This is a genomic window from Plantactinospora sp. WMMC1484 (assembly GCF_049315195.1).
In the GTDB taxonomy this organism is placed as follows: domain Bacteria; phylum Actinomycetota; class Actinomycetes; order Mycobacteriales; family Micromonosporaceae; genus Plantactinospora.
Genome location: NZ_CP186055.1, coordinates 2,723,684 through 2,750,159 on the forward strand (window position 1 = coordinate 2,723,684; position 26,476 = coordinate 2,750,159).

Annotated in this window: 29 protein-coding genes; 15 read left to right on the top strand and 14 right to left on the bottom strand. The window is 71.4% G+C overall.

The window, feature by feature from the left end:
• Positions 1 to 31: 31 nt before the first annotated feature.
• The 3 genes from cobC to cobA are packed head-to-tail and all read left to right on the top strand — an operon-like array spanning position 32 to position 3,785.
• Positions 32 to 1,276 carry an Rv2231c family pyridoxal phosphate-dependent protein CobC gene (gene cobC, locus ACN28C_RS12065; RefSeq protein ID WP_422773574.1) on the top strand — a complete coding sequence of 415 codons (1,245 nt, stop codon included), beginning with the start codon at positions 32 to 34 and terminating at the stop codon, positions 1,274 to 1,276.
• Positions 1,276 to 2,376 carry a nicotinate-nucleotide--dimethylbenzimidazole phosphoribosyltransferase gene (gene cobT / locus ACN28C_RS12070; protein WP_422774632.1) on the top strand — a complete coding sequence of 367 codons (1,101 nt, stop codon included), beginning with the start codon at positions 1,276 to 1,278 and terminating at the stop codon, positions 2,374 to 2,376. The genes cobC and cobT overlap by 1 nt, the downstream gene beginning before the upstream one ends.
• A complete protein-coding gene (gene cobA, locus ACN28C_RS12075; RefSeq protein ID WP_422773575.1) occupies positions 2,373 to 3,785 on the top strand; it encodes a uroporphyrinogen-III C-methyltransferase in 1,413 nt (470 codons plus the stop codon). The genes cobT and cobA overlap by 4 nt, the downstream gene beginning before the upstream one ends.
• Positions 3,786 to 3,935: 150 nt before the next feature.
• Here the strand turns inward: cobA and otsB are convergent, their stop codons facing one another.
• Both otsB and ACN28C_RS12085 read right to left on the bottom strand, forming a co-directional pair.
• On the bottom strand, positions 3,936 to 6,530 hold the full coding sequence (otsB, locus tag ACN28C_RS12080; RefSeq protein ID WP_422774633.1) for a trehalose-phosphatase: 2,595 nt from the start codon (positions 6,528 to 6,530) through the stop codon (positions 3,936 to 3,938).
• An 11-nt stretch (positions 6,531 to 6,541) separates the two neighbouring features.
• The gene (locus tag ACN28C_RS12085) at positions 6,542 to 7,942 is read right to left on the bottom strand and encodes an alpha,alpha-trehalose-phosphate synthase (UDP-forming) (RefSeq protein ID WP_421494852.1); all 1,401 of its coding nucleotides are present in this window, start codon (positions 7,940 to 7,942) and stop codon (positions 6,542 to 6,544) included.
• Between the two features lie 319 nt (positions 7,943 to 8,261).
• Here ACN28C_RS12085 and ettA point away from each other — a divergent pair, with 319 nt between their 5' ends.
• The 4 genes from ettA (at position 8,262) to ACN28C_RS12105 (ending at position 12,033) form a co-directional block, all read left to right on the top strand.
• A complete protein-coding gene (gene ettA, locus ACN28C_RS12090; protein ID WP_422773576.1) occupies positions 8,262 to 9,938 on the top strand; it encodes an energy-dependent translational throttle protein EttA in 1,677 nt (558 codons plus the stop codon).
• A 4-nt stretch (positions 9,939 to 9,942) separates the two neighbouring features.
• Entirely contained in the window at positions 9,943 to 10,443 is a 501-nt protein-coding gene (locus tag ACN28C_RS12095) for an acyl-CoA thioesterase (RefSeq protein ID WP_422774634.1), read from the top strand.
• A 76-nt stretch (positions 10,444 to 10,519) separates the two neighbouring features.
• Positions 10,520 to 11,299, top strand: a complete 780-nt coding sequence (locus ACN28C_RS12100; protein WP_422773577.1) for a hypothetical protein — start codon at positions 10,520 to 10,522, stop codon at positions 11,297 to 11,299.
• 131 nt (positions 11,300 to 11,430) lie between these two features.
• Positions 11,431 to 12,033: a YbjN domain-containing protein gene (locus ACN28C_RS12105; protein ID WP_421494850.1), complete on the top strand. Its 603-nt coding sequence runs from the start codon at positions 11,431 to 11,433 to the stop codon at positions 12,031 to 12,033.
• Positions 12,034 to 12,058: 25 nt separating this feature from the next.
• Here ACN28C_RS12105 and ACN28C_RS12110 read toward each other — a convergent pair whose 3' ends face one another.
• The 3 genes from ACN28C_RS12110 to ACN28C_RS12120 form a co-directional block, all read right to left on the bottom strand.
• The gene (locus tag ACN28C_RS12110; RefSeq protein ID WP_422773578.1) at positions 12,059 to 12,490 is read right to left on the bottom strand and encodes a globin; all 432 of its coding nucleotides are present in this window, start codon (positions 12,488 to 12,490) and stop codon (positions 12,059 to 12,061) included.
• A gap of 125 nt (positions 12,491 to 12,615) precedes the next feature.
• Positions 12,616 to 13,944, bottom strand: a complete 1,329-nt coding sequence (locus tag ACN28C_RS12115; RefSeq protein ID WP_422773579.1) for an MFS transporter — start codon at positions 13,942 to 13,944, stop codon at positions 12,616 to 12,618.
• Positions 13,945 to 14,220: 276 nt separating this feature from the next.
• The gene (locus tag ACN28C_RS12120; protein ID WP_422773580.1) at positions 14,221 to 15,297 is read right to left on the bottom strand and encodes a mechanosensitive ion channel family protein; all 1,077 of its coding nucleotides are present in this window, start codon (positions 15,295 to 15,297) and stop codon (positions 14,221 to 14,223) included.
• Positions 15,298 to 15,659: 362 nt separating this feature from the next.
• Here ACN28C_RS12120 and ACN28C_RS12125 point away from each other — a divergent pair, with 362 nt between their 5' ends.
• The gene (locus ACN28C_RS12125) at positions 15,660 to 16,193 is read left to right on the top strand and encodes an HNH endonuclease (protein ID WP_422773581.1); all 534 of its coding nucleotides are present in this window, start codon (positions 15,660 to 15,662) and stop codon (positions 16,191 to 16,193) included.
• Between the two features lie 96 nt (positions 16,194 to 16,289).
• Here the strand turns inward: ACN28C_RS12125 and ACN28C_RS12130 are convergent, their stop codons facing one another.
• The 3 genes from ACN28C_RS12130 to ACN28C_RS12140 all read right to left on the bottom strand — a co-directional run bounded on the left by ACN28C_RS12130 (position 16,290) and on the right by ACN28C_RS12140 (position 18,255).
• Positions 16,290 to 17,114 carry a class F sortase gene (locus ACN28C_RS12130; RefSeq protein WP_422773582.1) on the bottom strand — a complete coding sequence of 275 codons (825 nt, stop codon included), beginning with the start codon at positions 17,112 to 17,114 and terminating at the stop codon, positions 16,290 to 16,292.
• 15 nt (positions 17,115 to 17,129) lie between these two features.
• The gene (locus ACN28C_RS12135) at positions 17,130 to 17,654 is read right to left on the bottom strand and encodes a hypothetical protein (protein ID WP_422773583.1); all 525 of its coding nucleotides are present in this window, start codon (positions 17,652 to 17,654) and stop codon (positions 17,130 to 17,132) included.
• A gap of 148 nt (positions 17,655 to 17,802) precedes the next feature.
• The gene (locus ACN28C_RS12140) at positions 17,803 to 18,255 is read right to left on the bottom strand and encodes an Lrp/AsnC family transcriptional regulator (protein ID WP_422773584.1); all 453 of its coding nucleotides are present in this window, start codon (positions 18,253 to 18,255) and stop codon (positions 17,803 to 17,805) included.
• 148 nt (positions 18,256 to 18,403) lie between these two features.
• On the opposite strand from ACN28C_RS12140, the gene ACN28C_RS12145 reads away from it, so the two are divergent.
• From ACN28C_RS12145 to ACN28C_RS12165, 5 genes are all read left to right on the top strand, one after another.
• Positions 18,404 to 19,339, top strand: coding sequence for a tryptophan 2,3-dioxygenase (locus ACN28C_RS12145; protein ID WP_422773585.1), 936 nt, complete (start codon positions 18,404 to 18,406; stop codon positions 19,337 to 19,339).
• A 27-nt stretch (positions 19,340 to 19,366) separates the two neighbouring features.
• Positions 19,367 to 20,644, top strand: a complete 1,278-nt coding sequence (gene kynU / locus ACN28C_RS12150) for a kynureninase (RefSeq protein WP_422773586.1) — start codon at positions 19,367 to 19,369, stop codon at positions 20,642 to 20,644.
• 180 nt (positions 20,645 to 20,824) lie between these two features.
• Positions 20,825 to 21,103 (top strand): hypothetical protein, encoded by a 279-nt coding sequence (locus tag ACN28C_RS12155; RefSeq protein WP_422774635.1) that lies wholly within the window; start codon positions 20,825 to 20,827, stop codon positions 21,101 to 21,103.
• 64 nt (positions 21,104 to 21,167) lie between these two features.
• Positions 21,168 to 21,533 carry a DUF5130 family protein gene (locus ACN28C_RS12160; RefSeq protein ID WP_422774636.1) on the top strand — a complete coding sequence of 122 codons (366 nt, stop codon included), beginning with the start codon at positions 21,168 to 21,170 and terminating at the stop codon, positions 21,531 to 21,533.
• A gap of 284 nt (positions 21,534 to 21,817) precedes the next feature.
• Complete coding sequence (locus tag ACN28C_RS12165) at positions 21,818 to 22,228, top strand: RidA family protein (RefSeq protein ID WP_422773587.1); 411 nt, start codon at positions 21,818 to 21,820, stop codon at positions 22,226 to 22,228.
• Positions 22,229 to 22,278: 50 nt separating this feature from the next.
• Here ACN28C_RS12165 and ACN28C_RS12170 read toward each other — a convergent pair whose 3' ends face one another.
• The 6 genes from ACN28C_RS12170 to ACN28C_RS12195 form a co-directional block, all read right to left on the bottom strand.
• Positions 22,279 to 22,674 carry a VOC family protein gene (locus tag ACN28C_RS12170; protein ID WP_422774637.1) on the bottom strand — a complete coding sequence of 132 codons (396 nt, stop codon included), beginning with the start codon at positions 22,672 to 22,674 and terminating at the stop codon, positions 22,279 to 22,281.
• Positions 22,675 to 22,791: 117 nt separating this feature from the next.
• Positions 22,792 to 23,358, bottom strand: coding sequence for a Uma2 family endonuclease (locus tag ACN28C_RS12175; protein WP_422773588.1), 567 nt, complete (start codon positions 23,356 to 23,358; stop codon positions 22,792 to 22,794).
• A 141-nt stretch (positions 23,359 to 23,499) separates the two neighbouring features.
• Positions 23,500 to 23,874 carry a type II toxin-antitoxin system VapC family toxin gene (locus tag ACN28C_RS12180; RefSeq protein ID WP_422773589.1) on the bottom strand — a complete coding sequence of 125 codons (375 nt, stop codon included), beginning with the start codon at positions 23,872 to 23,874 and terminating at the stop codon, positions 23,500 to 23,502.
• Entirely contained in the window at positions 23,871 to 24,125 is a 255-nt protein-coding gene (locus tag ACN28C_RS12185; RefSeq protein ID WP_422773590.1) for a type II toxin-antitoxin system Phd/YefM family antitoxin, read from the bottom strand. Before ACN28C_RS12185 ends, ACN28C_RS12180 begins: the two co-directional genes overlap by 4 nt.
• A 350-nt stretch (positions 24,126 to 24,475) precedes the next feature.
• Positions 24,476 to 24,667 (bottom strand): flavin reductase, encoded by a 192-nt coding sequence (locus tag ACN28C_RS12190; protein WP_421494832.1) that lies wholly within the window; start codon positions 24,665 to 24,667, stop codon positions 24,476 to 24,478.
• Positions 24,668 to 24,774: 107 nt separating this feature from the next.
• Positions 24,775 to 25,071 carry a hypothetical protein gene (locus ACN28C_RS12195; protein ID WP_422773591.1) on the bottom strand — a complete coding sequence of 99 codons (297 nt, stop codon included), beginning with the start codon at positions 25,069 to 25,071 and terminating at the stop codon, positions 24,775 to 24,777.
• A gap of 350 nt (positions 25,072 to 25,421) precedes the next feature.
• On the opposite strand from ACN28C_RS12195, the gene ACN28C_RS12200 reads away from it, so the two are divergent.
• Positions 25,422 to 26,207 carry a helix-turn-helix domain-containing protein gene (locus tag ACN28C_RS12200; RefSeq protein WP_422773592.1) on the top strand — a complete coding sequence of 262 codons (786 nt, stop codon included), beginning with the start codon at positions 25,422 to 25,424 and terminating at the stop codon, positions 26,205 to 26,207.
• Complete coding sequence (locus ACN28C_RS12205) at positions 26,194 to 26,385, top strand: DUF397 domain-containing protein (RefSeq protein ID WP_422773593.1); 192 nt, start codon at positions 26,194 to 26,196, stop codon at positions 26,383 to 26,385. The genes ACN28C_RS12200 and ACN28C_RS12205 overlap by 14 nt, the downstream gene beginning before the upstream one ends.
• The last annotated feature ends 91 nt before the right edge of the window (positions 26,386 to 26,476 follow it).

The following is a 26,476-nucleotide window of genomic DNA, read 5'->3' on the forward strand; positions in this document are numbered from 1 at the left end:
CCACAGCCGGCGACCCGGCAGGATCGTGGCCATGCACCGGCCGCCTCGTGGTGCCGTACCCGGTGGCTCCGGCCAGGATGATCGCGCTGGCGCGCCCGCGGCACCCGTCCCCGCACGCCCACCCTTGATCGAGGAACCCGATCTCGGCCATCACGGCGATGTCGAACTCGCTCCGGGCCTGGTGGACCTCGCGGTCAACGTGCAGCGGCGGCCGATGCCTGCCTGGTTGCGGGAGCCGATCCTCGCGTCGCTGGAGACGCTGGCCGCCTATCCCGACCCCGGACCGGCCAGGGCCGCCGTCGCCGGCCGGCACCGCCGGCCGGTCGACGAGGTGCTGCTGACCGCCGGGGCGGCGGAGGGATTCGTGCTGCTCGCCCGGGCGCTGCGGGGAGCGCGCCGGCCGGTGGTGGTACATCCCCAGTTCACCGAGCCGGAGGCGGCGCTGCGGGCGGCGGGGCATCGCGTCGAGCGGGTGTTGCTGTCACCGGAGCACGGCTTCCGGCTGGACCCGGAGCTGGTGCCGACCGACGCCGACCTGGTCTTCGTGGGTAACCCGACGAACCCGACATCGGTGCTCCATCCGGCCGACATCCTCGCCGGGCTGGCTCGCCCCGGCCGGGTCCTGGTCGTCGACGAGGCCTTCGCCGACTCCACCACCAGCCACGAGGCCGTAACCGCCGGTCGCTCGGACGAGGACGCTGCCGGTCGCTCGGACAGGGACGCTGCCGGTCGCTCGGACGAGGACGCTGCCGGTCGCGCGAATTCAGCGGACGCCGAGCCCGAGTCCCTGGCCGCGCGGCGGGACCTTCCGGGGGTGGTCGTGGTGCGGAGCCTCACCAAGACCTGGGGGCTGGCGGGGCTCCGGATCGGCTACCTGCTCGGGCCGGCCGAGCTTGTCGGGCGGCTGGCGGCCGTACAGCCGCTCTGGGCGGTCTCGACCCCCGCGCTCGCCGCCGCGGCGGCCTGCGCCACGCCGGACGCGGTCGCGGCCGAGCGCCGGATCGCCGCGCGGCTCGCCGCCGAGCGGTCGTACCTGGTCCGCCGGCTCGGCGAGCTTCCCCGGGTACGCGTCGCAGGCGCCCCGGCCAGCGCGTTCGTCCTGATCCACCTGCCTGGGGCGGCGCAGGTGCGGCTGGCGCTGCGCGAGCGGGGTTTCGCGGTGCGGCGCGGTGACACCTTCCCGGGTCTGGGTCCCGACTGGCTGCGCCTGGCGGTACGGGACACTGCCACCACCGACATGTTCGTGGCCGCGCTGGCCGGAATCCTGGAGGAATGATGCTGGACGCCACTCTCGCCGAGATCGGTCCGCTCGACGAGGCGGCCATGGCCGCGGCCCACGACCTGCACGCCAGGTTGACCAAGCCCGCCGGTTCGCTGGGCGCGTTGGAGGAACTCTCGATCCGGCTGGCCGGACTGGCCGGGGTCTGCCCGCCGCCGCTGCCCGAGCCCGCCGCCGTGGCGGTCTTCGCCGCCGACCACGGTGTGCACGCCCAGAAGGTGACGCCGTGGCCGCAGGAGGTCACCGCCCAGATGGTGACGAACTTCCTGACCGGTGGGGCGGTGGTGAACGCGTTCGCCCGGCAGACCGGCGCGACGGTGACCGTGGTCGACGTCGGGGTGGCCACCCCGCTGGCCCCGGCGCCCGTGCCCGCGCAGCGGCGGGACCCGTCGCACCGGTCGGACCCCTCCGCGCCCCGGCTGGTCAGCGCGAAGATCCGGTCCGGCACCCGGGACATGACGGCGCGCCCGGCCCTCACCCGGGAAGAGGCGCGCGCCGCGGTCGAGGCCGGCATCACGGTGGCGCACGACCTGCTCGACTCCGGTGCCCGGATCCTGCTCACCGGTGACATGGGGATCGGCAACACCACGGCGGCAGCGGCGCTGATCACCGCCTTCACCGGCATCGACCCGGCCGAGGCCACCGGGCGGGGCACCGGGATCGACGATGCCACGTACGCCCGGAAGGTGGCGGTGGTCCGGAGCGCGCTGGCCCGGCACGTGCCGGACCCGGCCGATCCGCTCGGCGTGCTGGCGGCGGTCGGCGGGTTGGAGCACGCGGCGCTGGCCGGCTTCGTCCTGGCCGGCGCCGCACGGCGTGTTCCCGTGTTGCTGGACGGGGTCAGTGCCGTCGCCGCCGGGCTGGCCGCCGCCGCGTTCGCGCCGGAGGCGGTCGGCGCGATGGTCGCCGGGCACCGGTCGGCGGAGCCCGGTGCGACGGCCGGGTTGGACCGGCTGGGCCTGCTGCCGATAATCGATCTGGGCCTACGGCTCGGCGAGGGCACCGGCGCCCTGCTTGCCTATCCGGTGGTCGCCGGTGCGGTGCGCGTACTGCACGAGGTGGCCACGTTCGACGCGGCGGGAGTGTCGGAGAAATGATCATGTATCCGCTCGCGCTGCGGCTTGCCGGCAAGCGTGTGCTGGTGGTCGGTGGCGGAGCGGTGGCGACCCGGCGGGTGCCGGCGCTGCTGGACGCGGAGGCCCGGGTGGTGGTGGTCGCCCCGGTGCTGACCCCGGCGCTGCGCGCCCACGTCGACGCGGGCCGGGTCGAGTGGGTCGCCCGGGAGTTCACCCCGGCCGACCTCGACGGGGCCTGGCTGGTGCAGGTGGCGGTCGACGATCCGGCGGCCGCGGACGCGGTCAGCTCCGCCGCGCTGGAGCGGCAGACCTTCTGCGTACGCGCCGACGACCGTGCCGCCGCCACCGCCTGGACCCCGGCGGTGACCCGGTACGGCCCGCTCACCGTCGCCGTGCTCGGCGGCGGTGACCCGCGTCGCGCGGTGGCGGTCCGGGATGCGATCCAGGAGCAGCTGATCGCCGGAACGCTCTCCGGTGTGGCCGCTGGCGGGGGCGGCCCGGCGGTGCCGGTCGGCGCCACCGGAGCGGCACGGGAGAGTGTGGCACCGGACGGAACTGCGCCGGACGACGTGGCGCCGGACGACGTGGCACCGGACGGAACTGCGCCGGACGACGTGGCACCGGACGGAACTGCGCCGGACGGGCGGCCGGTGCGCCGGGTCGGCTGGGTCGCGCTGATCGGCGCGGGTCCGGGTGACCCGGAACTCATCACGGTCCGCGGCCGGCGGCTCCTCGCCGAGGCCGACGTGGTGGTCGCCGACCGGCTGGTGCCCGGGTTGCTCCTGGACGAGCTGCGCCCCGAGGTCGAGCTGGTGGACGCGACGAAAATCCCGCACGGACCGGCCGCCATGCAGGAGGAGATCAACCGGGTCCTGGTGGACCGTGCCCTGGCCGGCGCCCGGGTGGTACGCCTGAAGGGCGGCGACCCGTACGTCTTCGGCCGGGGCGGCGAGGAGGCACTCGCCTGCGCGGCGGCCGGGATACCGGTGACCGTGGTCCCCGGGGTGACCAGCTCGGTCGCCGCGCCGGCGGCGGCCGGCATCCCGGTGACCCACCGGGGCGTGGCGCACGAGTTCACGGTCGTCTCCGGCCACCTTCCGCCGGACCACCCGGACTCGCTGGTCGACTGGTCGGCGCTGGCCCGGCTGCGTGGCACCCTGGTCGTCCTGATGGGACTCAACAACCTGGCGGCCATCGCCACCGCACTTCAGGCGCACGGGCGACCGCCGGAGGCACCGGCGGCGGTGGTGCAGGAGGGTACGACCGACGGGCAGCGGGTGCTCCGCTCGACCCTGGACGCGGTCGCGGCGGAGGCACGAGCGGCCGGTTTCCGCCCCCCGGCGGTGGTGGTCTTCGGCGACGTGGTGACCACGCTGGCCGACCTGCCGGCCGGCACCGGGACGCCGGCGGCAGAAGCCGGCTCCGCCTGAGCGGAGTGGTGGCCCTCCACACGATCCGACCGGAGGGTGGCCGCACGGGATCCGCGAGGCCACCACGTCACCGGGTCGCGCTCTCCTGCCGGTCGGGCACACCTCCCGTCGGCCAGTGGCGAAGTGATCCCGCCGGCCAGTGGCGGGGTGTCAGACCTTGACCAGGTTGTCCAGACGCAGGGCACACTGGATCAGGCCCAGGTGGCTGTAGGCCTGCGGGTGGTTGCCCAGCCCGCGCTCGGAGATCGGGTCGTACTGCTCGGGCAGCAGGCCGGTCGGGCCGGCCGTGTCCACCATCTGCACGAACAGCTCCTCCGCGTCGGCCCGCCGGCCGGTGCGCAGGTACGCCTCGATCAGCCACGCCGTGCAGATGTGGAAGCCGCCCTCCCGCCCGGGCAGGCCGTCGTCCCAGCGGTAGCGGTAGACCACCGGCCCGCTGCGCAGATCGGCCTCGACCTTCAGCACGGTGGCCAGGAACCGGGGGTCGTCGTCGGGCAGCAGACCCGACAGGCCGATCCAGAGCGAGGAGGCGTCCATCTCCTCGTCCCCGTACGCCACGGTGTAGGCGCCGGCTCCGGCGTGCCAGCCGAACTCCAGCACGTTGTGGCCGATCCGGTCGCGCAGCTCGACCCACTCGGGCCGTTCGCCGCTGCCGTGCCGCCGGACCACGTGCAGCGCCCGGTCGACCGTCATCCAGCACATCACCTTGGAGTAGACGTGGTGCCGGGGCGGCAGGCGGGCCTCCCAGAGCCCGTGGTCGGGCTCGTGCCAGCGCCGGGCGACCGCCTCGACCATGTTCTCCAGCACCCGCCACTCGGTCTCGTACACCTCGCCGCGCAGGTCGGCGACGGCCGCCAGCAGGTCGGCGATCGGCCCGAAGACGTCGAGCTGGAGCTGGTGGTTGGCGAGGTTGCCGACCCGGACCGGCCGGGAGCCGGCGTACCCGGGCAGGGTGTCGATGACCGCCTCGGCGCCGAGCTCGAAACCGTCGACGGTGTAGAGCGGGTGCAGCCGTTCCGGGTGCCCGCCGGTGCGCTCGACACAGCCGTCGACCCAGCGCAGGAAGCCCTCGGCCTCGCTCAGCGAGCCGAGGTCGACGAGCGCCCGCGCGGTCAGCGCCGCGTCGCGCAGCCAGCAGTAGCGGTAGTCCCAGTTGCGGACCCCGCCCAGCTCCTCCGGCAGCGAGGTGGTGGCGGCGGCCAGGATCGAGCCGCTGGCCTCGTGGACCAGGCCGCGCAGGGTGAGCGCGCTGCGCGCCACCAGCTCGCGGGCGGTGCCGGGGAGTTTCAGCCCGCCGAGCCAGTCCCGCCACGGCTGTTCGGCCATTGCCTGCCGCTCGTGCACCGGCACCCGGTGGTGGTCCAGGCTGTGTGAGCCGAACCGCAGCTCGCAGGTGAGCGAACCGCCGGCCGCGGCGAGGTCGACGACGGCGCGGGCGCTCTCGTATCCCCCGTCATTGACGATCTCCCATTCCACGCCGGGGGCGTAGAGCGCGATCGGCTCGTTGGAGCCGAGCACCAGCAGCCCGTCGCCGAGCGGCTGGAGCTGCACGGCGACCTGGCCGAACTCGGGGCGGGGGGCGAAGTCGAGGCGTACCCGGCCGGCGCCGGTGAGCACCCGGATCAGGGTCGAGTCGCCGCTGATCACGGCCGGGCCGGTCGGCACCCCGTCGGTGGAGGGGCGGTCGAGCCAGTCGGTGACGGTCAGACCGGACCAGCGGGTCTCCACCGTCATCGTGCCGGGACGGTAGCGCTGGCCGAGCGGCAGGCCGCCGCGTTCGGGCGCGATGCTGAAGTAGCCGGCCGGGTTGCCGCCGACCAGGTCGGCGAAGATCGCCGGCGAGTCGGGCTTGGGGTGGCAGAGCCAGCTCAGGCTCGCCTCCGGGGTGACCAGGGCGACGGTACGCCCGTTGGCCAGCATCGAGTGCCGCTCGATCGGCACGGCGCGCTCGCCGAAGAGCCAGTTGCGGCGTACCTCCAGGAGCAGGGCGAGCACCCGGGCGGCGTCGACGGGCTGGTCGATGCGGAAGGCGGCGGCGGTCTCGCCGGGGCCGATCTTGATGCCGACGTCCGGGCCGTGCAGCTTGGCGAAGGCGTTCTCGTCGGTGACGTCGTCGCCGAGAAAGAGGGCGGCGCTGGCCGAGAGCTGGGTGCGGAGCTGTTCGAGCGCGGTGCCCTTGTTGGTGGGGATCACCGACAGCTCGATGACCTCCTTGCCCCGGGTGACGGTGACGTCCGGCCAGGTGGCCGGGCCACTGTTGACCGCCGCGACGACCTCGGCGGCCACCTCGGGATCGGCACCCCGGGTGTGTACGGCGATGCTGGCCGGCTTGGTCTCCAGGCGTACCCGGGCCCGGCCGGCGACGACCTGCCGCAGCTCGTTGCGGAGCCGGGTGCGCACCTCGATCAGCTCGGGGGAGAGCCGCTCGACGAAACCGACGTCGAACTCGGAGCCGTGGCTGCCGACCAGGTGCACCTCGCTGGGGAGCCGGGAGAGGGTGGCCAGGTCGCGCAGGGCCCGCCCGGAGACCACGGCGACGGTGGTCTGCGGGAGGGCGGCCAGCGCGCGTACGGCGGCGACCGACTCGGGCAGCGGCACGGCCTTGGTCGGGTCCTCCACGATCGGCGCGAGGGTGCCGTCGTAGTCGCAGGCGACCAGGAGTTGTGGCACCCGGGCGATCCGGCCGATCGCGGCCCGCAGCGCGGGGTCGATCCCGTCGAGGGTGCGCGGACCCCCGTCGAGCAGGGAGCCGGACTTCACTCGTCCTCCGTCTCTGGGACGCCCAACTCGTTGAGGAAGGACCGGGCCCAGTGCCCGACGTCGTGGGTGCGCAGGTGGCGCTGCATGATGCGCATGCGGCGCCGGGCTTCCACCCGGTCGACGTGGACCGCGCGCAGCAGCGCGTCCTTGACACCGTCCGGGTCGTGCGGGTTACAGAGGAATGCCTGGCGCAGCTCGGTGGCGGCGCCGGCAAACTCACTGAGCACGAGGGCGCCGCCGTTGTCGGCGCGGGTCGCGACGTACTCCTTGGCCACCAGATTCATTCCGTCTCGCAGCGGGGTCACCATCATCACGTCGGCCGCGCTGTAGAGCGCGGCCAGTTCACTGCGACTGTACGACTGATGGAGGTAATGGACTGCCGGCACACCGACCCGGCCGAATTCACCATTAATCCGACCAACTTCGCGTTCCACCTTGACCCGGAGTGCCTGGTAGTGCTCCACGCGTTCCCGGCTCGGCGTGGCGACCTGCACCATAACCGCGTCGGGAACTGTCAACTTTCCGTCAGTCAGCAACTCACGGAAGGCCTTGAGTCGAAGCTCGATGCCCTTGGTGTAGTCGAGCCGGTCCACCCCGAGGATCACCGTCTTCGGGTCGCCCAGCTCGGTGCGGATCTGCTTGGCCCGGGCCTGTACCCCCGGGTCGATGGCCATCCGCTCCATCTCGGCGACGTCGATCGAGATGGGGAAGGCGCCCGCCTTCACCCGCCGGCCGTCGACCTGGATCATCTGGCCCTCGTAGCGGAGCCCGAGCAGGTGCCGGGCCAGCCGGACGAAGTTCTGCGCCGCCAGCCGCTGCTGGAAGCCGACCAGGTCGGCGCCGAGCAGCCCGCGCAGCACCTCGGCGCGCAGCGGCATCTGCATGAAGAGTTCGATTGGCGGAAACGGGATGTGCAGGAAGAAGCCGATCCGCAGGTCGGGGCGGAGTTCCCGGAGCATCGCCGGCACGAGCTGGAGCTGGTAGTCCTGCACCCAGACCGTCGCGCCCTCGGCCGCCACGTCGGCGGCGGCCTCCGCGAACCGGGCGTTGACCAGCCGGTACGCCTCACGCCAGCGCCGCTTGTAGGCCGGCGTCTCGACGGCGTCGTGATAGAGCGGCCAGATCGTGGCGTTGGACTGGCCCTCGTAGTAGCGTTCGAGTTCCTCGGCGCTCAACGGCACCGGGTGCAGCCGGATACCCTCCAGGTCGAACGGTTCCGGTGCGGCACCCACCCCGCCGGCCCAGCCGACCCAGGTGCCCTGGTGCTGGGCGAGCACCGGGTGCAGGGCGGTGACCAGGCCACCGGGGCTGCGGCGCCACTGGCGTCCCTCGGGGGTGGTCACCTCGTCCACCGGCAGGCGGTTCGCCACGACCACGAACGAGCTACGAACGGTCACAATCAGTGCACCTCCGGTGATGACGGGCGTCCACCGCCGAGCGTACTGAGCGTATCTGCGGTGCCTCGCCCCCAGTGCCACTCTTCCTGCCCTGCGAACGGCGGTGGCGAAACGCAACGGTGATCATGGCCACCCGACGGGCCGCCGGAGGGTGATGTGGGCGCCCTCCGCCGGACCTGTCAGGATTGACGGTGGCGGGTAACCGCAGTACGCGGGAGCCGGCGCGAGGCCGGCACCGCATTCGACAGTAAGCCTGACGTCGCGGTCGGTCGTGAACCGGACGTAGGGAACATCACATCCGTGGGAGGTAGGCCGCACCGTGGCCCAGTACATCTACGTCCTGGAGAAGGCGCGCAAGGCGCACGGCGACAAGGTCGTGCTGGACAACGTGACGCTGAGCTTCCTGCCGGGGGCCAAGATCGGTGTGGTCGGCCCGAACGGCGCCGGTAAGTCCAGCCTGCTCAAGATCATGGCTGGGCTGGACCGGCCGAGCAACGGCGAGGCCCGGCTGATGCCCGGCTACACCGTCGGGCTGCTCGCCCAGGAGCCGCCGCTCAACGACGCCAAGACCGTCCTCGGCAACATCGAGGAGGCGGTGGCGGAGACCAAGGCCAAGCTGGAGCGGTTCAACAAGATCGCCGAGCAGATGGCGACCGACTACTCCGACGAGTTGATGACCGAGATGGGGCAGCTCCAGGAGGAGCTGGACCACGCCGACGCCTGGGACATCGACTCCAAGCTCGAGTTGGCGATGGACGCGCTGCGCTGTCCGCCGCCGGACGCCGAGGTCACCCAGCTCTCCGGCGGCGAGCGGCGCCGGGTGGCGCTCTGCAAGCTGCTGCTGGAGGCGCCCGACCTGCTGCTGCTGGACGAGCCGACCAACCACCTGGACGCGGAGAGCGTGCAGTGGCTGGAGCAGCACCTCGCCAAGTACGCCGGCACGGTCATGGCGATCACCCACGACCGCTACTTCCTCGACAACGTCGCCGGCTGGATCCTGGAACTCGACCGGGGCCGGGCCGTCGGCTACGAGGGCAACTACTCCACCTACCTGGAGAAGAAGGCCGCCCGGCTGGCCGTCGAGGGTCGCCGGGACGCCAAGATGAAGAAGCGGCTCAGCGAGGAACTGGAGTGGGTCCGCTCCAACGCCAAGGCCCGGCAGACCAAGTCCAAGGCCCGGCTGGACCGCTACGAGGAGATGGCGAACGAGGCCGAGAAGACCCGGAAGCTGGACTTCGAGGAGATCCAGATCCCGCCGGGCCCCCGGCTGGGCAACACGGTCATCGAGGCACACGGGCTGCGCAAGGCGTTCGGCGACCGGGTGCTCATCGACGACCTCAGCTTCTCGCTGCCCCGCAACGGCATCGTCGGCATCATCGGCCCGAACGGCGTCGGCAAGACCACCCTCTTCAAGACCATCGTCGGGCTGGAGCAGCCGACCGCCGGCGCGATCAAGGTCGGCGACACCGTCTCGCTCTCCTACGTCGACCAGAACCGGTCCGGGCTGGCCGGCGACAAGACCGTCTGGGAGGTCGTCTCGGACGGGCTGGACCACCTGATGGTGGGGAAGGTCGAGATGCCGTCCCGGGCGTACGTGGCGGCCTTCGGGTTCAAGGGTCCCGACCAGCAGAAGCCGACCAGGGTGCTTTCCGGCGGCGAGCGCAACCGGCTCAACCTGGCGCTGACGCTCAAGATCGGCGGCAACGTGATCCTGCTCGACGAGCCCACCAACGACCTGGACGTGGAGACCCTCTCCTCGCTGGAGAACGCGCTGCTGGAGTTCCCCGGCTGCGCCGTGGTCATCTCGCACGACCGGATGTTCCTGGACCGGGTGGCGACGCACATCCTGGCCTGGGAGGGCACCGACGAGGATCCGTCCAGGTGGTTCTGGTTCGAGGGCAACTTCGAAGCGTACGAGAAGAACAAGATCGACCGGCTCGGCGCGGAGGCGGCCCGGCCGCACCGGGTCACCTACCGGAAGCTCACCCGTGACTAGTCCGGTGCGGTCCCGGCCGGCGGTCCCGGCCCCGGGCGGGCGGCCCGACAGTCGCCGGTACGTCTACGACTGCACCCTGCGCTGGTCCGACCTGGACGCGTACGGGCACGTCAACAACGCCCGCTTCCTCACCCTCTACGAGGAGGCCCGGGTGGCGCTGATGTTCGCCGGTGCCCGGGACCGGGGCGTCGACTCCTTCGCCGAGGGCGTGGTGATCTACCGCCACGAGATCGACTACCTGCGCCCGGTCGAGTACGCGCTCGGCCGGGCGACCGCCGAACGCGCCCCGTCGGTGCGCATCGAGATGTGGGTGGAGGATCTGCGGCAGTCCCGGTTCACCATCGGCTACGAGCTCTTCGACGGCGAGGTGCTGGCCAGCCGGGCCCGCTCGGTGCTCGTACCCTTCGATCTGAAGAAGCAACGGGCCCGCCGGCTGACCGATCAGGAGCAGGACTTCCTGCGGCCGTACCTGCTCGAGCCGTCCGTCGCGACCGGGCCGGCGTAGCAAGCGGGGGACCGGGCCCGGGACCGGGGTCGGCGAAGGGTCGGCCGGCACGAGCCAGCGTAGGGGGAGCGATTCGGTGGCCGGTGTGGAAGAGCCTTCGGGTGGTGCGTCAGCGGCGGCCGGTGCGGAGCACGGCCTGACCGGGCTGCCGGACGCCGGTGCCTTCCTGGCCCGGTTGACCCGGCTCGATCCGGGCGCGGTGGTTCGGCTCCGGCCCGGCGGGGCTGCGGACCGGACAGTGCTCTGGGCGCGGCTGCCCTGGGGCGTGCTGGTGGCCCGGGTGGTGGCCGGGGCCGGTCCCGGCGATGCCACGGTCTCCGCCGCCGAACTGCTCACCGAACTCGGCCGGGGCGGCGCGGCGCTGCCCCGGCGGCGCGACGCCGACTGGCGGTGGCCGGTGCCGGGGTCGTCCGGGACGGTGGTGGAGACGATCGACGGCGCGGAGCTGCGCCGGATCGCGGTAGCGGCGGCGGAGACCCTGCGCGGAGCGGCCAGCGAGGGCGTGGCCGGCCGGGCGGTGGGTCAGCGCGCGCTCCGGGACGCCCTGCTCGACCACGTGGCGGTGGTGGTGACCGGAGCGGAGCCGGCCGGTGCCGGCGGACCGGCCACGGGCCGGGAGGGCACTGCCGGGATCGGGTCGTCCGGCGAGGACAGCCGGATCGAGGTCTCTCAACGACTGGTCCAGGCCATCGTCCGGATGGGCTTTCTCAGCTCCCCCGGCCCGGCCGGGCAGGACGCCGTACAGGTGCGGATCGCCGGTCGTTGGGTCGGTTTGGCGGCACCATTCGGAGTGGCGTGGTCACAGAAGGTCAGTCAGCTTGCGATAAAACCAGCAGGTGATCAACCGAACGGCTGATGTGACATGGTCCATCTGTCCCGGGGCTGCAGTTGGGGGGGTGCTTCGAGCCGGCTGTACGGGTACCGTCGGGCCTCGGATCCAACGCAACGTAGGCATGTGGATCCGCTGGGGAGTGAGGTGCGCAAGCTATGCCGTGGTGGTCATGGCGCCCCGGCCCCGCCGGTGGCGGCGAGCCGGAAACTCGAAGCAGGATCGCGTCGGAAGGTGCTGTCCGGGTCGGACCGCCGGCACCCCGGGAGCCGGAACACGACGCCCGACCGGAGCCCGAGTCCCGGCTCGGCGACCGGACCGGGATCAGGGACATACCTCCGGTGATCGCGCCGGTGACCCTGCGCCGGGTGGGTGACGCGCTGGATCTGCTCGACGTGCGCTACCTCGCCGACGGCGACGGCAGCCTGCTGGCCATGTGGGAGCGGCACGCCGTGCTCTTCACCCTGGAGGGGCCGGACGACGAGATCCTCGTCATGCGGGCCCGTCCACACTCCACCGTCCCGCCGGACTGGGCCGACCGGGCCTACCGGGTCGTCAACGAGTGGAACCACACCCGGCGGTTCTGCAAGGCGTACGTCGGTGACCCCACCGAGCGCGGGCAGTTGCCGATCTACGCCGAGTTGCAGGTGCCGTTGAGTGCCGGGGCGCACGACGCCCTGCTCGTCGAGATGCTGGACTGCGGGGCCGCCGTGGCCACCACCTTCGTCGACTGGCTGCACGACGAGGGCGCCCTCCTGTAGGGAGCGACGCTCCTGCCCGCCGGGCTCACCGCGCCGGGCCCGGTGTCTCGTCCATAGTGTTGACCATGAAGTAAGCCGCCCGCTCGAGGTACTGCCACAGCGTCTCGTCCTGCGCCGGGGAGAGTTCCAGCCGGTCCACGGCCCGACGCATGTGCCGCAGCCAGGCATCCCGCTCGGCCGGCCCGACCCGGAACGGCGCGTGCCGCATCCGGAGCCGGGGGTGCCCGCGCTGCGCGGAGTAGGTGGTGGGGCCGCCCCAGTACTGGATCAGGAAAAGCCTCAGCCGTTCCGCCGCCGGCCCCAGATCGGCCTCCGGATACATCGGCCGGAGCACCGGGTCGTCGGCGACACCCGCGTAGAACTCGTCGACCAGCCTCCGGAAGGCCGGTTCGCCGCCGATCTCCTCGAAGAAGGTCTGCGACGGGCGGGTCTGCTCTCGCTCACCTGCGGGGTTCACCGCTCCATCCTGCCACCTGTATCCGACGGTCGACCGTCGTCCGAGCCCTCTGCCGGGTGCGGGCTGGCTCACACCACCGCTCTGCGGCGTGCCGGGGCACCACCTGCCGGCGGGCGGGACGGAGATCAGACGGCGCCGATGCCGGCCTCGGAGGAGGGCGGACGGGGGTTGGGCGGGGGCGTACGCTGATCCGCCGGGCGGCCCGGGGTGGCCGGGACGGGCGGGCCCGCCTGCTCCGAGCGGCGCCGGGCCTCCGCGATCGCCGCGTCGAAGCGCTGCGCGGTGGGCCAGCGCAGTGCCAGCAGCAGCATCAGCAGCACCCCGGCGAGGCTCCACAGCCCCACCACGCGGGGGATGGTGAACCGGTCGGCCAGCACGCCGGTGACCAGCACGGCCGCCCCCTGCATCACCTGCACGCCGGTGTTCATCACGCCGTTCGCCCGGGCGCGGTAGCCCTGCGGCAGGGCCAGCACGAAGAGGCCGTTCGTCACCGGCAGCAGGCCGGCGACCGCCACGCCCGCGACCGCGGCCAGCAGCGCCACCACCACCGGCGGCGGGTTGAACACGGCGGGCACCAGGGCCAGCGGGGCGAGGACCGCGAACGGGCGGATCAGGGTCCGGCGCAGTTCCGGCCGGAGACCCCGCCCCACCAGGAGCCCGCCGAGGATGAAGCCGGCCGGCGCGGCGATCATGATCAGCGCCTGGGTGGCGCTCCGGTCGGCGCCGGTGCCGGCGAGCTCGGTGGCCCAGGCCGCGGCCAGCCCCTCCGGCACGATCGCGAAGAGCATCGCGCAGAAGACCAGGATCGCGATGGCCCGCAACACCGGGGTCCCGAAGACCATGGCGAAACCGGCGGCCGTCTCGCGCAGGAGGTGCCGGCGCCCGTCCTCCGGCGGCACGGCGGGCCGGTGCCGGACGCCGAACCAGATGATCAACGCGGAGAGGCCGAAGGTGGCGGCGTTGATCAGCAGGGCCAGGGCCGGGCTGTACAGTGCGATGCCGGCCCCGACGACGTAGCCGGCGATCTGCGCCGCCTGCCCCGCGCTGGCGTGCAGGGAGAGCGCGACGATCAGCCGGTCCCCGGTGAGCAGCAGTGGCAGCATCGCCGACCGGGCCGCCTGGCTCGGCGGGTTCGCCAGCGTCGCGGCGAAGAGCAGCGCCAGGATCACCGGAGTGTCCAGGCCGCCGATCGCGATCGTCGCGTACAGCGGGAGCCGGACGAGGTCGCACATTACCATGACCGTCCGGTACGGATACCGGTCGGCCAGCGTGGTGAGCAGCGGCCCACCGAGCAGCCAGGGCAGGTAGCTGGTGGCGAACGCGGCGGCGGAGAGCGCCACGGACTGACTCTGCTGGTAGACCAGCAGCGTGACGGCGGCCTTGGCGAGGTAGTCGCCGGTCCAGGTCAGTACGGTGGCCGCGAAGACCGCCCGGTATTCACGCTGGGCAAACACTTCCCGAAAGGTTGCCGGCCGTTCGGGAACGTGTGTCTCGTCGGACACCGGTGGGCCTCCATCGTTCTCGACCGCTGACCAAAGGTGATGGGGCTGCCGGGAACGTTAGACGTTCGGATCAGCGAGGTCTTCGTGACGCTCCGGGAGGGAGCTTGTTCTGGATTCTGCCCGATCGTATGACTGGTGGCTAGGGCGAACGGATAGATCGTCACATCCCCGACTGGTCGAACGGACGATACCCGACCGCCCACACGGTACGCGACCCGTGCCGGTCGGTCAGGTCGCTCCACCCTGGCCGGTCTCTCCCTCGGCCCGCGGCGGCTCCCCGTTGCCCGGCGGCGTCGACGGCCGGGGATACAACCGGGCCGCCACGATGTCGGCGGTGATACCCGAGTTCTCCAGCGCCTCGGCGAGCCGGCGGCGCAGCTCCCGGGCCACCGCGAACTGCCCCTCGGCGGTGGTCTTGGCAATGGTCCTGATCACCGAGCCGTCCACGGTGACCTGCTCGACGCCGAGCACCTCGGGTGGATCGACCAGTTCCGGCGCCAGCTCCGGATCGACCGCGACCGAGGCGGCGGCGGTCCGCAGCACCGCGGTGGCCTCGTCGGTGCGGGCGAAGCCGATCGGCATGTCCACCACCACCATCGCCCAGCCCTGGCTCTTGTTGCCGACCCGGATGATCTCGCCGTTGCGGATGTACCAGAGCACCCCCCTGGCGTCCCGGACGGTGGTGATCCGCAGCCCGACCGCCTCGACCACTCCGGTCGCCTCACCGAGGTCCACCAGATCGCCGACCCCGTACTGGTCCTCCAGCAGCATGAAGAGCCCGGCGAGCAGGTCCTTGACCAGGGTCTGGGCGCCGAACCCGAGAGCCAGGCCGGCGATGCCGGCACTGGCCAGCAGCGGGGCGAGGTTGAAGCCCAACTCGCTCAGGATCTGCAACACGGCGATCGCGAAGACCACCAGCGTGGTCATGCTGCGCAGCACCGAGCCGATCGCCTCGGCCCGCTGCCGCCGCCGCTCCGGCACGACGGCCTGCGTGTCCGGGCCGGCGCTCGGGATCCGCTCCCGCAGCGGGCGGAGCACGGTGGGGATCCGGCTCTCCGACGTACTCCGCACCAGCCGGTTGATCGTCCGGTGCAGCAGGTAACGGAGCAGGACGGCCAGCAGCAGGATCAGCAGGATGGTGGCCGGCTTGATCAGGAAGTAGGTGCTCCCCTCGGCGAACCACACCGAGCCGGTCACGTCCCAGACCAGCTTGCAGCCGGGGTCGTCCAGACAGCTCGGCTCCGGGTCCGGAGCCTCGGCTGCCGGCATCCCGAGCACGGCGGTGATCAGCGTCGCGGGGTTCACGAGTGTTTCGTACCGTACCGGCCCGCGCCGGTGCCGGCCGACCCGCCGTCTCGTGGCGCAGACCCCTCGACGATCCGACCGCCGACCAGCGGGACGCCGACCGCCCGACGCCGGACTGGCGGGGTGAGACGGCGAACCGGTCATCTTGCCACGGGACGTGAAAGCTTTCTGCGGGACCCCGGATTAGTACGTGCAATCGCGCCAGCTATCGGGGACTATTGGCGCACGGACGCCGGTGATCTGCCGGCGTCGGCCGTGGTCGTGGCGGCCGGTCGGTGCGTGCTGCCCGACGGGTCACCGGGGCCGGGCCGGCACCAGGCGGGCGAGGGAGCGGACGGGACACAACCGAGAGGGTGAGCGCGATGCCTGACATACGACCCACGGTGGGCTCCGGAGCGTTGGTGCTCAATGCGACCTATGAGCCGCTGTGTGTCGTTTCAGTGCGTCGAGCCGCCATCCTCGTCCTCTCCGCCAAGGCCGTCTGCGTGGCCGACGGGGACGGGATCCTGCACAGTGCCCGCAACGCCCTGCCGGTGCCGTCGGTGGTCCGGCTGACCCGCTTCGTCCGGGTGCCGTACCGCACGCACGTCGGGCTCTCCCGGCGGGCCATCTTCGCCCGGGACAACTGGCGCTGCGTCTACTGCCGCGGTCCCGCCGAGACGATCGACCACGTCTTTCCGCGCAGCCGGGGCGGCCGGCACGCCTGGGAGAACGTCGTCGCCGCCTGTGCCAGGTGCAACCACACCAAGGGCGACAAGACCCCGGCCGAATTGGGCTGGCGGCTGCACGCGTTGCCCGCCGCGCCGAAGGGCGTCGCGTGGCGGGTGCTCGGGCACCGGGCGCCGGATCCCCGCTGGGCGGACTGGCTGGACCTGCGCGAGGCCGAGGCGGCCTGAGCGGAGGTTGGCACGCGAGTCGGGCGCAACCGGCGGTGCATCACCGTCCTCCCGTGTCGGCGACCCGGGGACGGAGTGTCGCCGCCGGTTGCGAGGTCAGGTGTGCCGGGCGGAGACCAGGGACGCGAAGACGATGACGTTGTCGGCGTAGCCGGTGGAGCCGCCGACCCAGCGCCCTCCGCAGGTGATCAGCCGGAGTGACGGCCGGCTGAAGTCCCCGTAGACCTGCTCCACCGGCAGCTCCGACTTGTTGAACCGCCGGACGGAGTTGACCTCGAAGACCGCCACCGAGCCGTCCGCCCGATCGACCTCGATCTTCGAGCCGGGACGCAGCCCGGCGAGGTCGTGGAAGACCGCCGGGCCGGTGCGGGTGTCGACGTGACCGACGATCACCGAGGGCCCGTACTGGCCAGGGGTCGGACTCGCGTCGTACCAGCCGGCCTCGTCGCGGCGGTCCGACGCCGGCACGTCGATCGTGCCGTCCGGCGCGACGCCGACCGGATGCACCGGCGCGGTCAGGTCGAGAGACCGGATGCCGATCTCGACGGGTGGGCTCGACTCGAGGACCGGAAATTTGCGGGGCGGGGCCGGAGCGCCGAACGGCAGTCCGCTCGGCAGCAGGGTGATCCCGGTGACGCTCTGCACCCCGAAGAGGGTGACGAGCAGACCCAGCAGCAGGGTGATCACGGGTACCGGTCCGGGCCGGCGGCCCCACCGGCGTCGGCCCGCGGGCGCCGGGCGGGGCGGCGCGGCGTCCAGGGTGCCCGGTGGGGTGCCGTCCGCCGGATCCGGGCTGGTGATGCTCGCCGCGGTCGCCTGGCGGGCCAGCCGGGCCGTACGGCGTCGCCACCGGCCCGTCCGTGCCCACCACCGCTCCGCCCGGCCCCGCCACGTGCCACCGCCGGTGGAGCAGCGGAACATGGTGGAGTCCGCGGGTCAGCTACTCGGCTCGGTGCGCCGCCGGTGCCGGCCGGCCAGCCCGAAGCCGATGCCGAGCGCGACGATGCCGATGCCACCGGCGATCATCAGCGTCCCGCTCTGGCCGCCGGCCGTACCGCCGCCACCGGTGGCCGGCCCCTGGCTGCCCTGGCTCATGTTCACCACGGTGAGCGTGGTGGTGGCGTTGTTGCCGTTCTGCTGGCAGCTCAGGTTGACCGCGTACGACCCGGGGGCCTTGCCGCCCGGAATCGTCACCGACCCGGTGAGGAAGCCGTTGTCGGGGCGGACGATCACCCTGCCGAAGGCGTCCGAGTGCACCGTCGCCTGCTGGTTGTTGGCGGTGTCGCAACTCGCCCGGATGTTGACCCGGGTACCCGCCTGGGCGGTGTTCGGAGTGACCTCCACGAAGGTGTTGGGTCCGGCGCGTACCGCGGTGGCGTCCCCGAGCAGCGGTCCCGGAACCAGGGCGGCGACGGCGATGCCGGCGGCGATCGTACGGCCGACGACCTTGGCAGCGAGCATGACTTCCCTCCCCGGCGGTGCAATTTCCCGGCCGTGCGCGCGCCGCGTCGGGCGGGCCGCGCTGGCACGACCGTCGTCGGGGTGGGTGTTCCCACCGACCCGGGTCACACACGCGCATCCGGGCCCGACCGGCCGACAAAAGCCCTGGTCAGTCGGGTGAAGCGGATGGCAGGGGCAGGACCGGATGCCAGTGCAGCGGGCTGGAGAGCACCATCGTGCTGGACGGCTGCCCGTACGGGGCCAGCCTGTCGATGACCTGCTCGAACGCCTCGATCGACCCGGCCGCGACCTTGAGCATGCTGCAGGCGTCCCCGGTGATCCGGTGGATCTCCAGGATTTCGGGCCATTCCGGCACCTCCGGGTCGCGGAGGATGCACCGCGACCCGTAACAGGACATCCGGATCATCGCCACCACGGTCCGCCCGGCCCGGGCCAGGTCGACGTGCGCGTGGTAACCGGTCACCACGCCGGATTCCTCCAGCCGGCGGACCCGTTCGGCGACGGCCGGGGGAGAGAGGTGCACCCGGCGGGAGAGTTCACTGAACGAGAGCCGGGCATCGGCCTGGAGCTCGCGGAGCAGTGCCCAGTCCATGTCGTCCATCAGTACTCACTCTCCGTCACCTGGTCGGTGATCCCGCCTGCGACCTTCCAAACGTTAAGTCATCCGGACCATGGACTGTACAACCGGCGGAGAAAGGCGCCCACCACCGTTGCTCCGGCATTCCCTGTGGTGGTGGCAGGGAGAGATCATGTCGGTAGTACGTTACGGAACGGAGGCAACGGTGGAGAGCATCCCGCGGCAGCGGCGAGCGAGGCGTCCCCGGGTCCGGCCGTCAACCGCCGCGCAGCGGGCCGCCCGCGCCGCCGCCAACGGTGGCGAGCCGACGCTGGAGCCGGTCGAGCGGACCCCGTACGACGACTACGTGCACGCCAGTACGCTGCACCGCCTCCAGCAGCCGCTGAGCCGGGATCCCGGCGAGATGTCGTTCCTGATGGTCAGCCAGATCATGGAGCTCTACTTCGGGCTGACCTGCTTCGAACTGCGCGAGGCGCGGCAGCGGCTGCGCGCGGACGACCTCTGGGCCGCCCTGGCCCCGCTGCACCGCGCCGCCCTGCACCTGGAGGGGCTGAACGCGGCCTGGCGCGGGCTGCGCTGGATGACGCCGGCCGACTTCAACCGGTTCCGCAACCTGCTCGGCGAGGGCTCCGGCTTCCAGTCGGCGATGTACCGGCACCTGGAGTTCCTGCTCGGGCTGAAGACGGCCGCCCTGGTCCGGCCCTTCCACGGGCAGCCGGAGGTGCACGCCGGCCTGGTCGAGGCACTGCGCGCGCCGAGCCTCTGGGACGAGGTGACCGCCCTGCTGGCCCGCCGGGGCTTCGCGCTGCCGGAGGCGGTGCTGCACCGGGACCTCTCCGCCGAGGCCGACCCGAGCCCCGAGGTGACCGCCGCCTGGGTGGAGATCTATGCCGACAGCGGGCCGGACAACCACCTGCGGCAACTGGGTGAAACCCTGGTGGAGATCGCCGAGCAGTTCGACGACTGGCGCCACCAGCACCTCAGGGCGGTGCGCCGGACGATGGGCGCGAAGGTCGGCACCGGAGGGTCGGCCGGCGCCGCCTGGCTGCGCCGGAGCATGGCCCGGGAGGTCTTCCCGGAGCTCTGGGCCGCCCGCACCGAGATGTAGGGCGCGCGAGTGAGGAGTGAGCAGCGGATGACCATCCCGGCGGAGGAGAAGGCCCGGCGGCGCGACGAGGTCGACCCCGGCCACCGGCACCTGTTCCACGTGCCGCCGGCCGAGGGCGGCCGGTACGCCGAGGCGGCCTACCTGGTCGGCAACTCCCTCGGCCTGCAACCCCGGGCCGCCCGCGCGGATATCGACGCAGAGCTGTCGACCTGGGCCACGCTCGGCGTCTCCGGCCACTTCGGCGGTGACCGGCCCTGGATCCCCTCCTACCGGTCGCTCACCGGGCCGAGCGCCTCGCTGGTCGGCGCGCTGCCGGCCGAAACCGTGGTGATGAACTCGCTCACGGTCAACCTGCACCTGCTGATGGTCTCGTTCTACCGGCCGACGGCCGGGCGCGACCGCATCCTGATCGAGGACGCCGCCTTCCCCTCGGACAGCTACGCGGTGCGCAGCCAGGCCCGGCACCACGGGCTGGATCCGGACGAGGCCGTGGTGCGGCTGCGCCCCCGTCCCGGCGAGGAGACGCTGCGCACCGAGGACGTGGTCGACTACCTCGACCGGGAGGGGCACCGGGTCGCGCTGGTCCTGCTCGGCGGGGTCAACTACCTCACCGGCGAGCTGATGGAGATCCCGGAGATCACCCGGGCGGGGCACCGGGCCGGCGCCCTGGTCGGCTGGGACCTGGCGCACGCCGTCGGCAACGTGCCGCTGGCACTGCACGACTGGGGCGTGGACTTCGCCGCCTGGTGTACGTACAAGTACCTGAACTCCGGGCCGGGGGCGTTGGCCGGGGCGTTCGTGCACGAGCGGCACCTCGGTGACCCGGCGGTCGACCGGTTCGAGGGCTGGTGGGGTACGGAGGAGGCCACCCGGTTCGAGATGGCGCCGGTCTTCCGGGCGCCGGCCACCGTGGAGGCGTGGCTGATCTCCAACCCACCGGTACTGGCCATGGCGCCGATGCGCAGCGCACTCGCCATCTTCGAGCAGGTCGGGATGGCAGCGCTGCGGGCCCGCAGCCAACGGTTGACCGGCTACCTCGAAGAACTGCTGGACCGGGTCGTCCCGAGCCGGCCGCTGACCGTGCTCACCCCGCGCGACCCGGCCCGGCGCGGCTGCCAGCTCTCCGTCCGGATCGGCCGGGGCGGTGCCGCCGCGCTGGCCAAGCGGCTCTCGGCCGAGTACGGCGTGGTCGTCGACGACCGCGAACCGGACGTGGTCCGGCTGGCCCCGGTCCCCCTCTACTCGACCTACCACGACTGCTGGCGGGCGGTCGACGCGCTTGCCCGGCTCGTCGAGGAGGCTTGAGCCCGACTTCGCCGCACCGTCCCGGGCCTGGATCGGCACCCCGAGATCTGGTGGGCGGCGGTTTCCGATACCGTGAACGGCGACCGGATCGGTCGGGCTGACATGATCATCACCCGATCCGGCCGCGCACGATGATCCCGTTTTCGCCTGGGGGCGTTGAGGTTGTCTGTTTCCGACACGTTGCTGATCTTCGTTGCCATCCCGGCCGCCGCGATACTCGTGATCACCGTGTTGGCCCGGGTCGGCGGCAGCGGTCGCCCCTCCCGGCGTTACCGGCCGGGAAGGCCCTTCGAGTTCGCGCCGGTCTGGTTCCTCTCCTCGCCCGAGCACCTGAACGAGTCCGCGCGGACGGCGCTGCCGGCGGGTGCGGAGGCCAGGGCGTTGACCAGCGGTGAGATCGAGACCATCAGCGCGCCGAAGCGCGCCGGCGTGACAGGGGGCGCAAGTGACCGCTGGTGACAGCGTGACAAGGGAGGATCGGCCGCAGGTCGAAGGCGTTTCGGGCGACGTCGGCCGGCCGAATGTGCTCGACGGCCCCTTCACCACCCGCCAACTGCTCCGGATCGACGAGGCGCTGCGGATCGCCGACGAGTCGACCGGTCTGGTCTTCACCGTCTATGTGGGCCCGCTGACCGAACCGGTCCGGGAGCACGCGCAGCGGCTGCACCTGGAGCTCACCGACCCGGCCCGCGCCGTGCTGATCGCACTCTCGCCCAACCAGCGGGTGCTGGAGGTGGTGACCGGCTCCGAGGCGCGCAAGCGGATCCCGGACCGGGACGCCAAGCTGGCCGCGCTCTCCATGGTCGCGGCCTTCGGCGGCGGCGACCTGACCGGCGGCATCGTCAGCGGTCTCGACCAGCTCGCCACCCGGGCCGGCCGCGCCGACTGACCCGGTCGCACCCGTCCGACCGGCTCGAAGGCTCCACTACCGGAATTGTTTCCCGTCGCCACGATGGGCGTGCGATCGGGGGTGGCTCGGTCGGGGTTGGCCTGATCGCATGCCAGCTCGCCGGCTTCCAGCACGACCGCGCGCCGGCCGCCAGACGGAATCCTCACGCGCTGCGACCTGAGACAACCTGTCCCTCCGCCCGCTCCGCGGCAGATCCGGGTACCCGAGACCGTGGGCAACATAATGCGGTCGTCACTGCCGAGATCGTCTGCAAACATGCGCCCATGACCGCATCCGACTCCGTTGAGCTGATCCGAGTTCCACAGCTAACCGATCAGGCTCCGTACGCCTATGCCGCAGTAGCCTCTGGCGTGCGGAAGCTCGTGTTCACTGCCGGCGCCTGCCCGCTCGACGAGGACGGCGCCACCGTCGCGGTCGGAGACGTGGCCGGGCAGGCCGAGCAGGTCATGGCGAATCTACGCACCGCACTGGCGGCGGCCGGTGCCGACCTCACCGACGTGGTCAAGACGACCGTCTACGTCGCCAGCAACCGCCGGGACGACCTTGTCACGGCGTGGGACGTGGTCAGTCGACACTTCGGCCCGCACGATGTGCCCAGCACCTTGCTGGGAGTCGCCGTCCTCGGTTACCGCGACCAACTCGTCGAGGTAGAAGCCGTCGCCGCCCTATGCTGATCACTCAGTAAGCGCGCAGCGCGGCACGTCGACTGGCAACTACGGCGACGTCATGCGGATCCGAGGAGGTCCCACCGGTTGCCGGCGATGTCGAGGAAGACCGCGACCCGGCCATAGGGCTCTGCCCGTGGCTCCCGGACGAAGGTGACACCGGCCTCGGCCATCCGTCGGTAAGCGGCGTCGAAGTCGTCGACTCGGAGGAAGAACCCGACCCGGCCGGCTACCTGGTTACCGGTTGCGGCACGTTGGCGTTCTCCGTCGGCGCGAGCGAGGAGAATCCCGGTCTGGGCACCCGGCGGCCGGACGACGACCCACCGCTTGGGCCGCCCGTCAGTGGTCAGCGATGGGGAATCCTCGACGAGATCGAAGCCGAGTACGTCGGTGAAGAACGCGATCGCGGGGTCGTACTCGTCAACGATCAGGGCAACCAAGTCGATCTGCACCACGGCAGCGTACGCAGGGTCCGTCGTGCTCGCCGCCCGCGCGCCGACAACGGCAGAAGAGTGTGTTGGCACGCCAAGGGCGGTCGTAGCTCCGTCGTCACGCACAGGGGGGAACCAAAGTCAAATCTGGCCGAGATCGACCTCGACCGAGAAGGGCGCCGTCAGCTTCACGACGCCGGTGAAGATTTCACTATCGCGGTAGCGTCCGATCGCTGGGTCAAGAACGTACGTGTAGACGAGAGGCGCCCCAGTCGCGGCCTGCTCAACACGCCAATAGAACTGAATACCAACCCTCGCGTACTGATCAGCCTTGACGATCCGGTCGGTCGTCTCCGACCCGGGCGAGACCACCTCGACCACAAGAAGTACATGCTCGGGTCGCGTCGGAGTGACGTCGATGGTGTCCGCCCGGTAGACCGTCACGTCAGGACGACGGTTGTTCAGCGGCACGTCCTGGAGCCGGACATCGAAGTCAGTGTCGGCGTTCCAACCCGGCCCCGCGGCGGCATCCAAGGCGTTCGCCAGAAGCCTGGCCAGGCGGTTATGCCGCTTGGAGGCGCTCGGACTCACGAGGACCATCCCATCCACGATCTCGATACCCGCACATTGCTCTTCTGTCCACGTCGCGTATTGCTCGGCCGTGACCTGCTCATGCATCCAGGCCGGCGCGACCATCTCGACAGTCATACACACCTCCTGAATCGTGGCCGGCTACCAACCTCAAGATACCGTGGCGCTGGTACGCGCGGTCGGCGGCATGAGCGGATGCTGTGCGCGCGGGTTCTATGGAACGCGGTCCTACGCTCGGCGTCCCGGTGGACCGGCTTGTTACGCCTTCAAGATGTCTATGTCGTACAGTGCGATCGACGAGTCGCGGGAGGCCAGGGTCATACCCTCGATGCTTGCCTGTGCCACCAGCATCCGATCGAAGGGATCTCGGTGGTGTGGAGGTAGGCGACCGGCCGCGATCACGTGTGCGTGGGTCACCGGCAGTTCCCCGAAGCCCATGTCCCGTACCTGTTCGACGAGGTCGGTCGGGCCGGCGAGCTTGCCGGTGGCCTGCTTGATGGTGATCTCCCATAGGGTGACCGGAGACAGGAAGATGTCTGGGTCGTGGCGGAGCCGGTCGAGGAACTCGTTGCCGAGGGTGACGTCGCCGGTGATGGCCCACAGCGCGACGTGGGTGTCCAGCAACAGGCTCATGCGCCGACACCGAAGTCGGCGGCGATCTCGGCATTGGTCTGGGGGGAGTCCCAGTCCCCTGACAGGTCCACCTGACCGGCGAGTGAGCCGACCGCGGTGCGGTTGGCCCGACGCACCAACGGCACCACCTTCGCCACCGGGGTGCCCGCCCGGTCGATGATGATCTCCTCGCCGCGTTCCACCCGCTCGATGATGCGCGACAGGTGGGTCTTGGCGTCATGCATGTTGTAGTGCACGGCTTCGGCCGACATAGCTGGACCTCCCGGTTAGCTAGCATCTTAGTCCACCCAGATATGGTGACGCTACGGTTCCTTGGTGCACCGGAGCACTCTCTTGGGCCCGCCAACCCGTCGAACAAGATCGAATGTGTGCTTCTCGGCAGATCCGGATGCCGGCAAAAGCCCGCTGCGGCTACAGCGCATGAAGCACTCCTGCCAGTCAAGCCTGGCGGCCGAGGGAGTTGGTGGCAGTCCGGCACCCCGGGCCGCCTTCGGGGGACTCGACAACGGCCCGGGGTTCTACCTGGCGGACCGCCGCCGATCGGTCCGCCGTTCCGCTCGCGCCGCGCCGGAGGAAGAGGGCGCGAAGGGAACCAGGAAAGTCAGGAGTGTCGGCGCCGGGGAACCCAGTAGAGGATCTGTCCGACGATCATGGAGGGATTCCGGTCGGGCAGCGCTTCGAGGGCGTTTGCGAGGTGCGCGGCGAGATACATCATCAGTCCCACCCGGTCACCCTGGAAGCTGACCAGCAGGGCCAGCCGGGCGTCCTGACAGGGCCAGTCGTGCTCGCACACCCGGCAGGCGTACCTGTCCCCGGGAACGTGTTGCCCGACCGCGCCGGCTGCTGCCGTCCGACGCCGTGCCGCGTGCCGCTCCCATCGCGCCCACGGCCCGATCACGGCTACACCCGCTCGGCATGCCTGGCCCGGTCCTGCTGAGCCGGAGTCAGGCCGCCCGCCCGGCCGTTGGCCAGGTGCGCCCAGGTCGGCCCGTTCCATCCGTCGCGCCGGGGCTCACGCCGGGAGTCGGGGTAGTCGTTCCGCAGGTGCTCCGGCTGCGGGACGGAGGTAGAGGTGGGTGGCGGCGGTTCCGGTGTGGCCCGGTCCCGGGCCTGGGTACGGGACTGCCGTGCGATCGCGATCCTGCTCGCCTCGTTCCTGACCGCCCGCCGGAAGTCGTGCCGGCTGATGGGCGACACCGTCGGCTCGTACGGCATCGGTACCAGGTCGATCGAGTCCGGACAGACCCATCGGAAGCCGCATCGGCAGTAGCGCCAGAGGCGCCACCACGCCCGGCGATGGCGGGAATTGCGAGAGTGTCTCATGGCGAATGCCTCTCGTCCGGCAATTTGGGGGAACGGGGCGGCACGCCGGTCCTTACCGGATGCGCCGCCCCGTTGGCGCCCTGCCCGACGGGTACGAAGCGGGCATGCTTCCCGGACGGGGCGCTTGCGATCCACCCTGGACCGTGACGGCCTGATCACGGAAGATGAACGCATTGACCGCCTGCTGATGGCGACATCGCTACTGACCAACCGGGGTGATATGTATGGGTGGCCCATCGGCGTCACTGCCGGCCCGCATTCGGGAACTGCGCACCGAGCGGAAGCTGTCTCAGGACAGGCTTGCCGTCGCGATCGGCGTCTCGAAATCCTCCGTCCAGTATTTCGAGGCGGGGAAGCTGATTCCGCAGGAAGGCACGGCAGAGCGCCTTGACAATGTGTTCGGCACCGGCAGCGAGATTCAAGGGCTGGCGAAGACGGCCCACGAAGACCTGCGTCCGTGGCTGCGCCCGTGGGTCGAACATGAGCGCAGGGCGCTGCTGCTCAGGGCGTGGGAGCCGATGCTGATTCCCGGGTTGTTGCAGCGCGAGCCTTACATGCGGCAGTTGTTCGCTACGCTGCCCGCCAACGCCGGTCGAATCGATGAACTGGTCACCACCCGGCTCGGACGGCAGGCTGTCGTGTTCGAGCGCGAATCGCCGCTGGCCGTTACCTGCCTGGTGGGAGAGTTCGCGCTTCGCCAGGGAACGCCCGAGGTCTTGAAAGACCAACTTGGCCACCTGGTGGACGTGGGGCATCAACCATCCGTCAATGTCAAGATCATTCCGCAGGATGCGGGGATGCACGCCGGACTCAGCGGCCCCATCTCACTCGCCAGCCTGCCCGATGGCCGGCGCGTCGGCTACCTAGATGATCAGCTACGCGGGCGAGTGGCGACGTCGCCAGGGGATGTCGCGGAGCTGGAACTAGCATGGGAGGCGATCGACGCTCTGGCCCTGTCGGTCGATCAATCCCGAGACGTGATCCTAAGGTTGATCAATGAATACACCTGAACCTCGTTGGCGTACCTCCACCCGCAGCAACGCTGCCTCTGGCAACTGTGTCGAGGTCGCCGACAACCTTCCTGGCCGGGTACTCGTTCGGGACACCAAGGATCGAGACGGTGGGACGTTGAGCTTCGGGTCAGAGGCGTGGCGCAGCTTCGTCAACCTGGCCAAGTCGCACGGCTGACGCGGTCCGCCACACCGCCGAGTACCCGGAAGATCCCTCGGCTGACGACGGCGCCGGGCGCCGGAAGGATCCGGCGCCCGGCGGCGGTCGG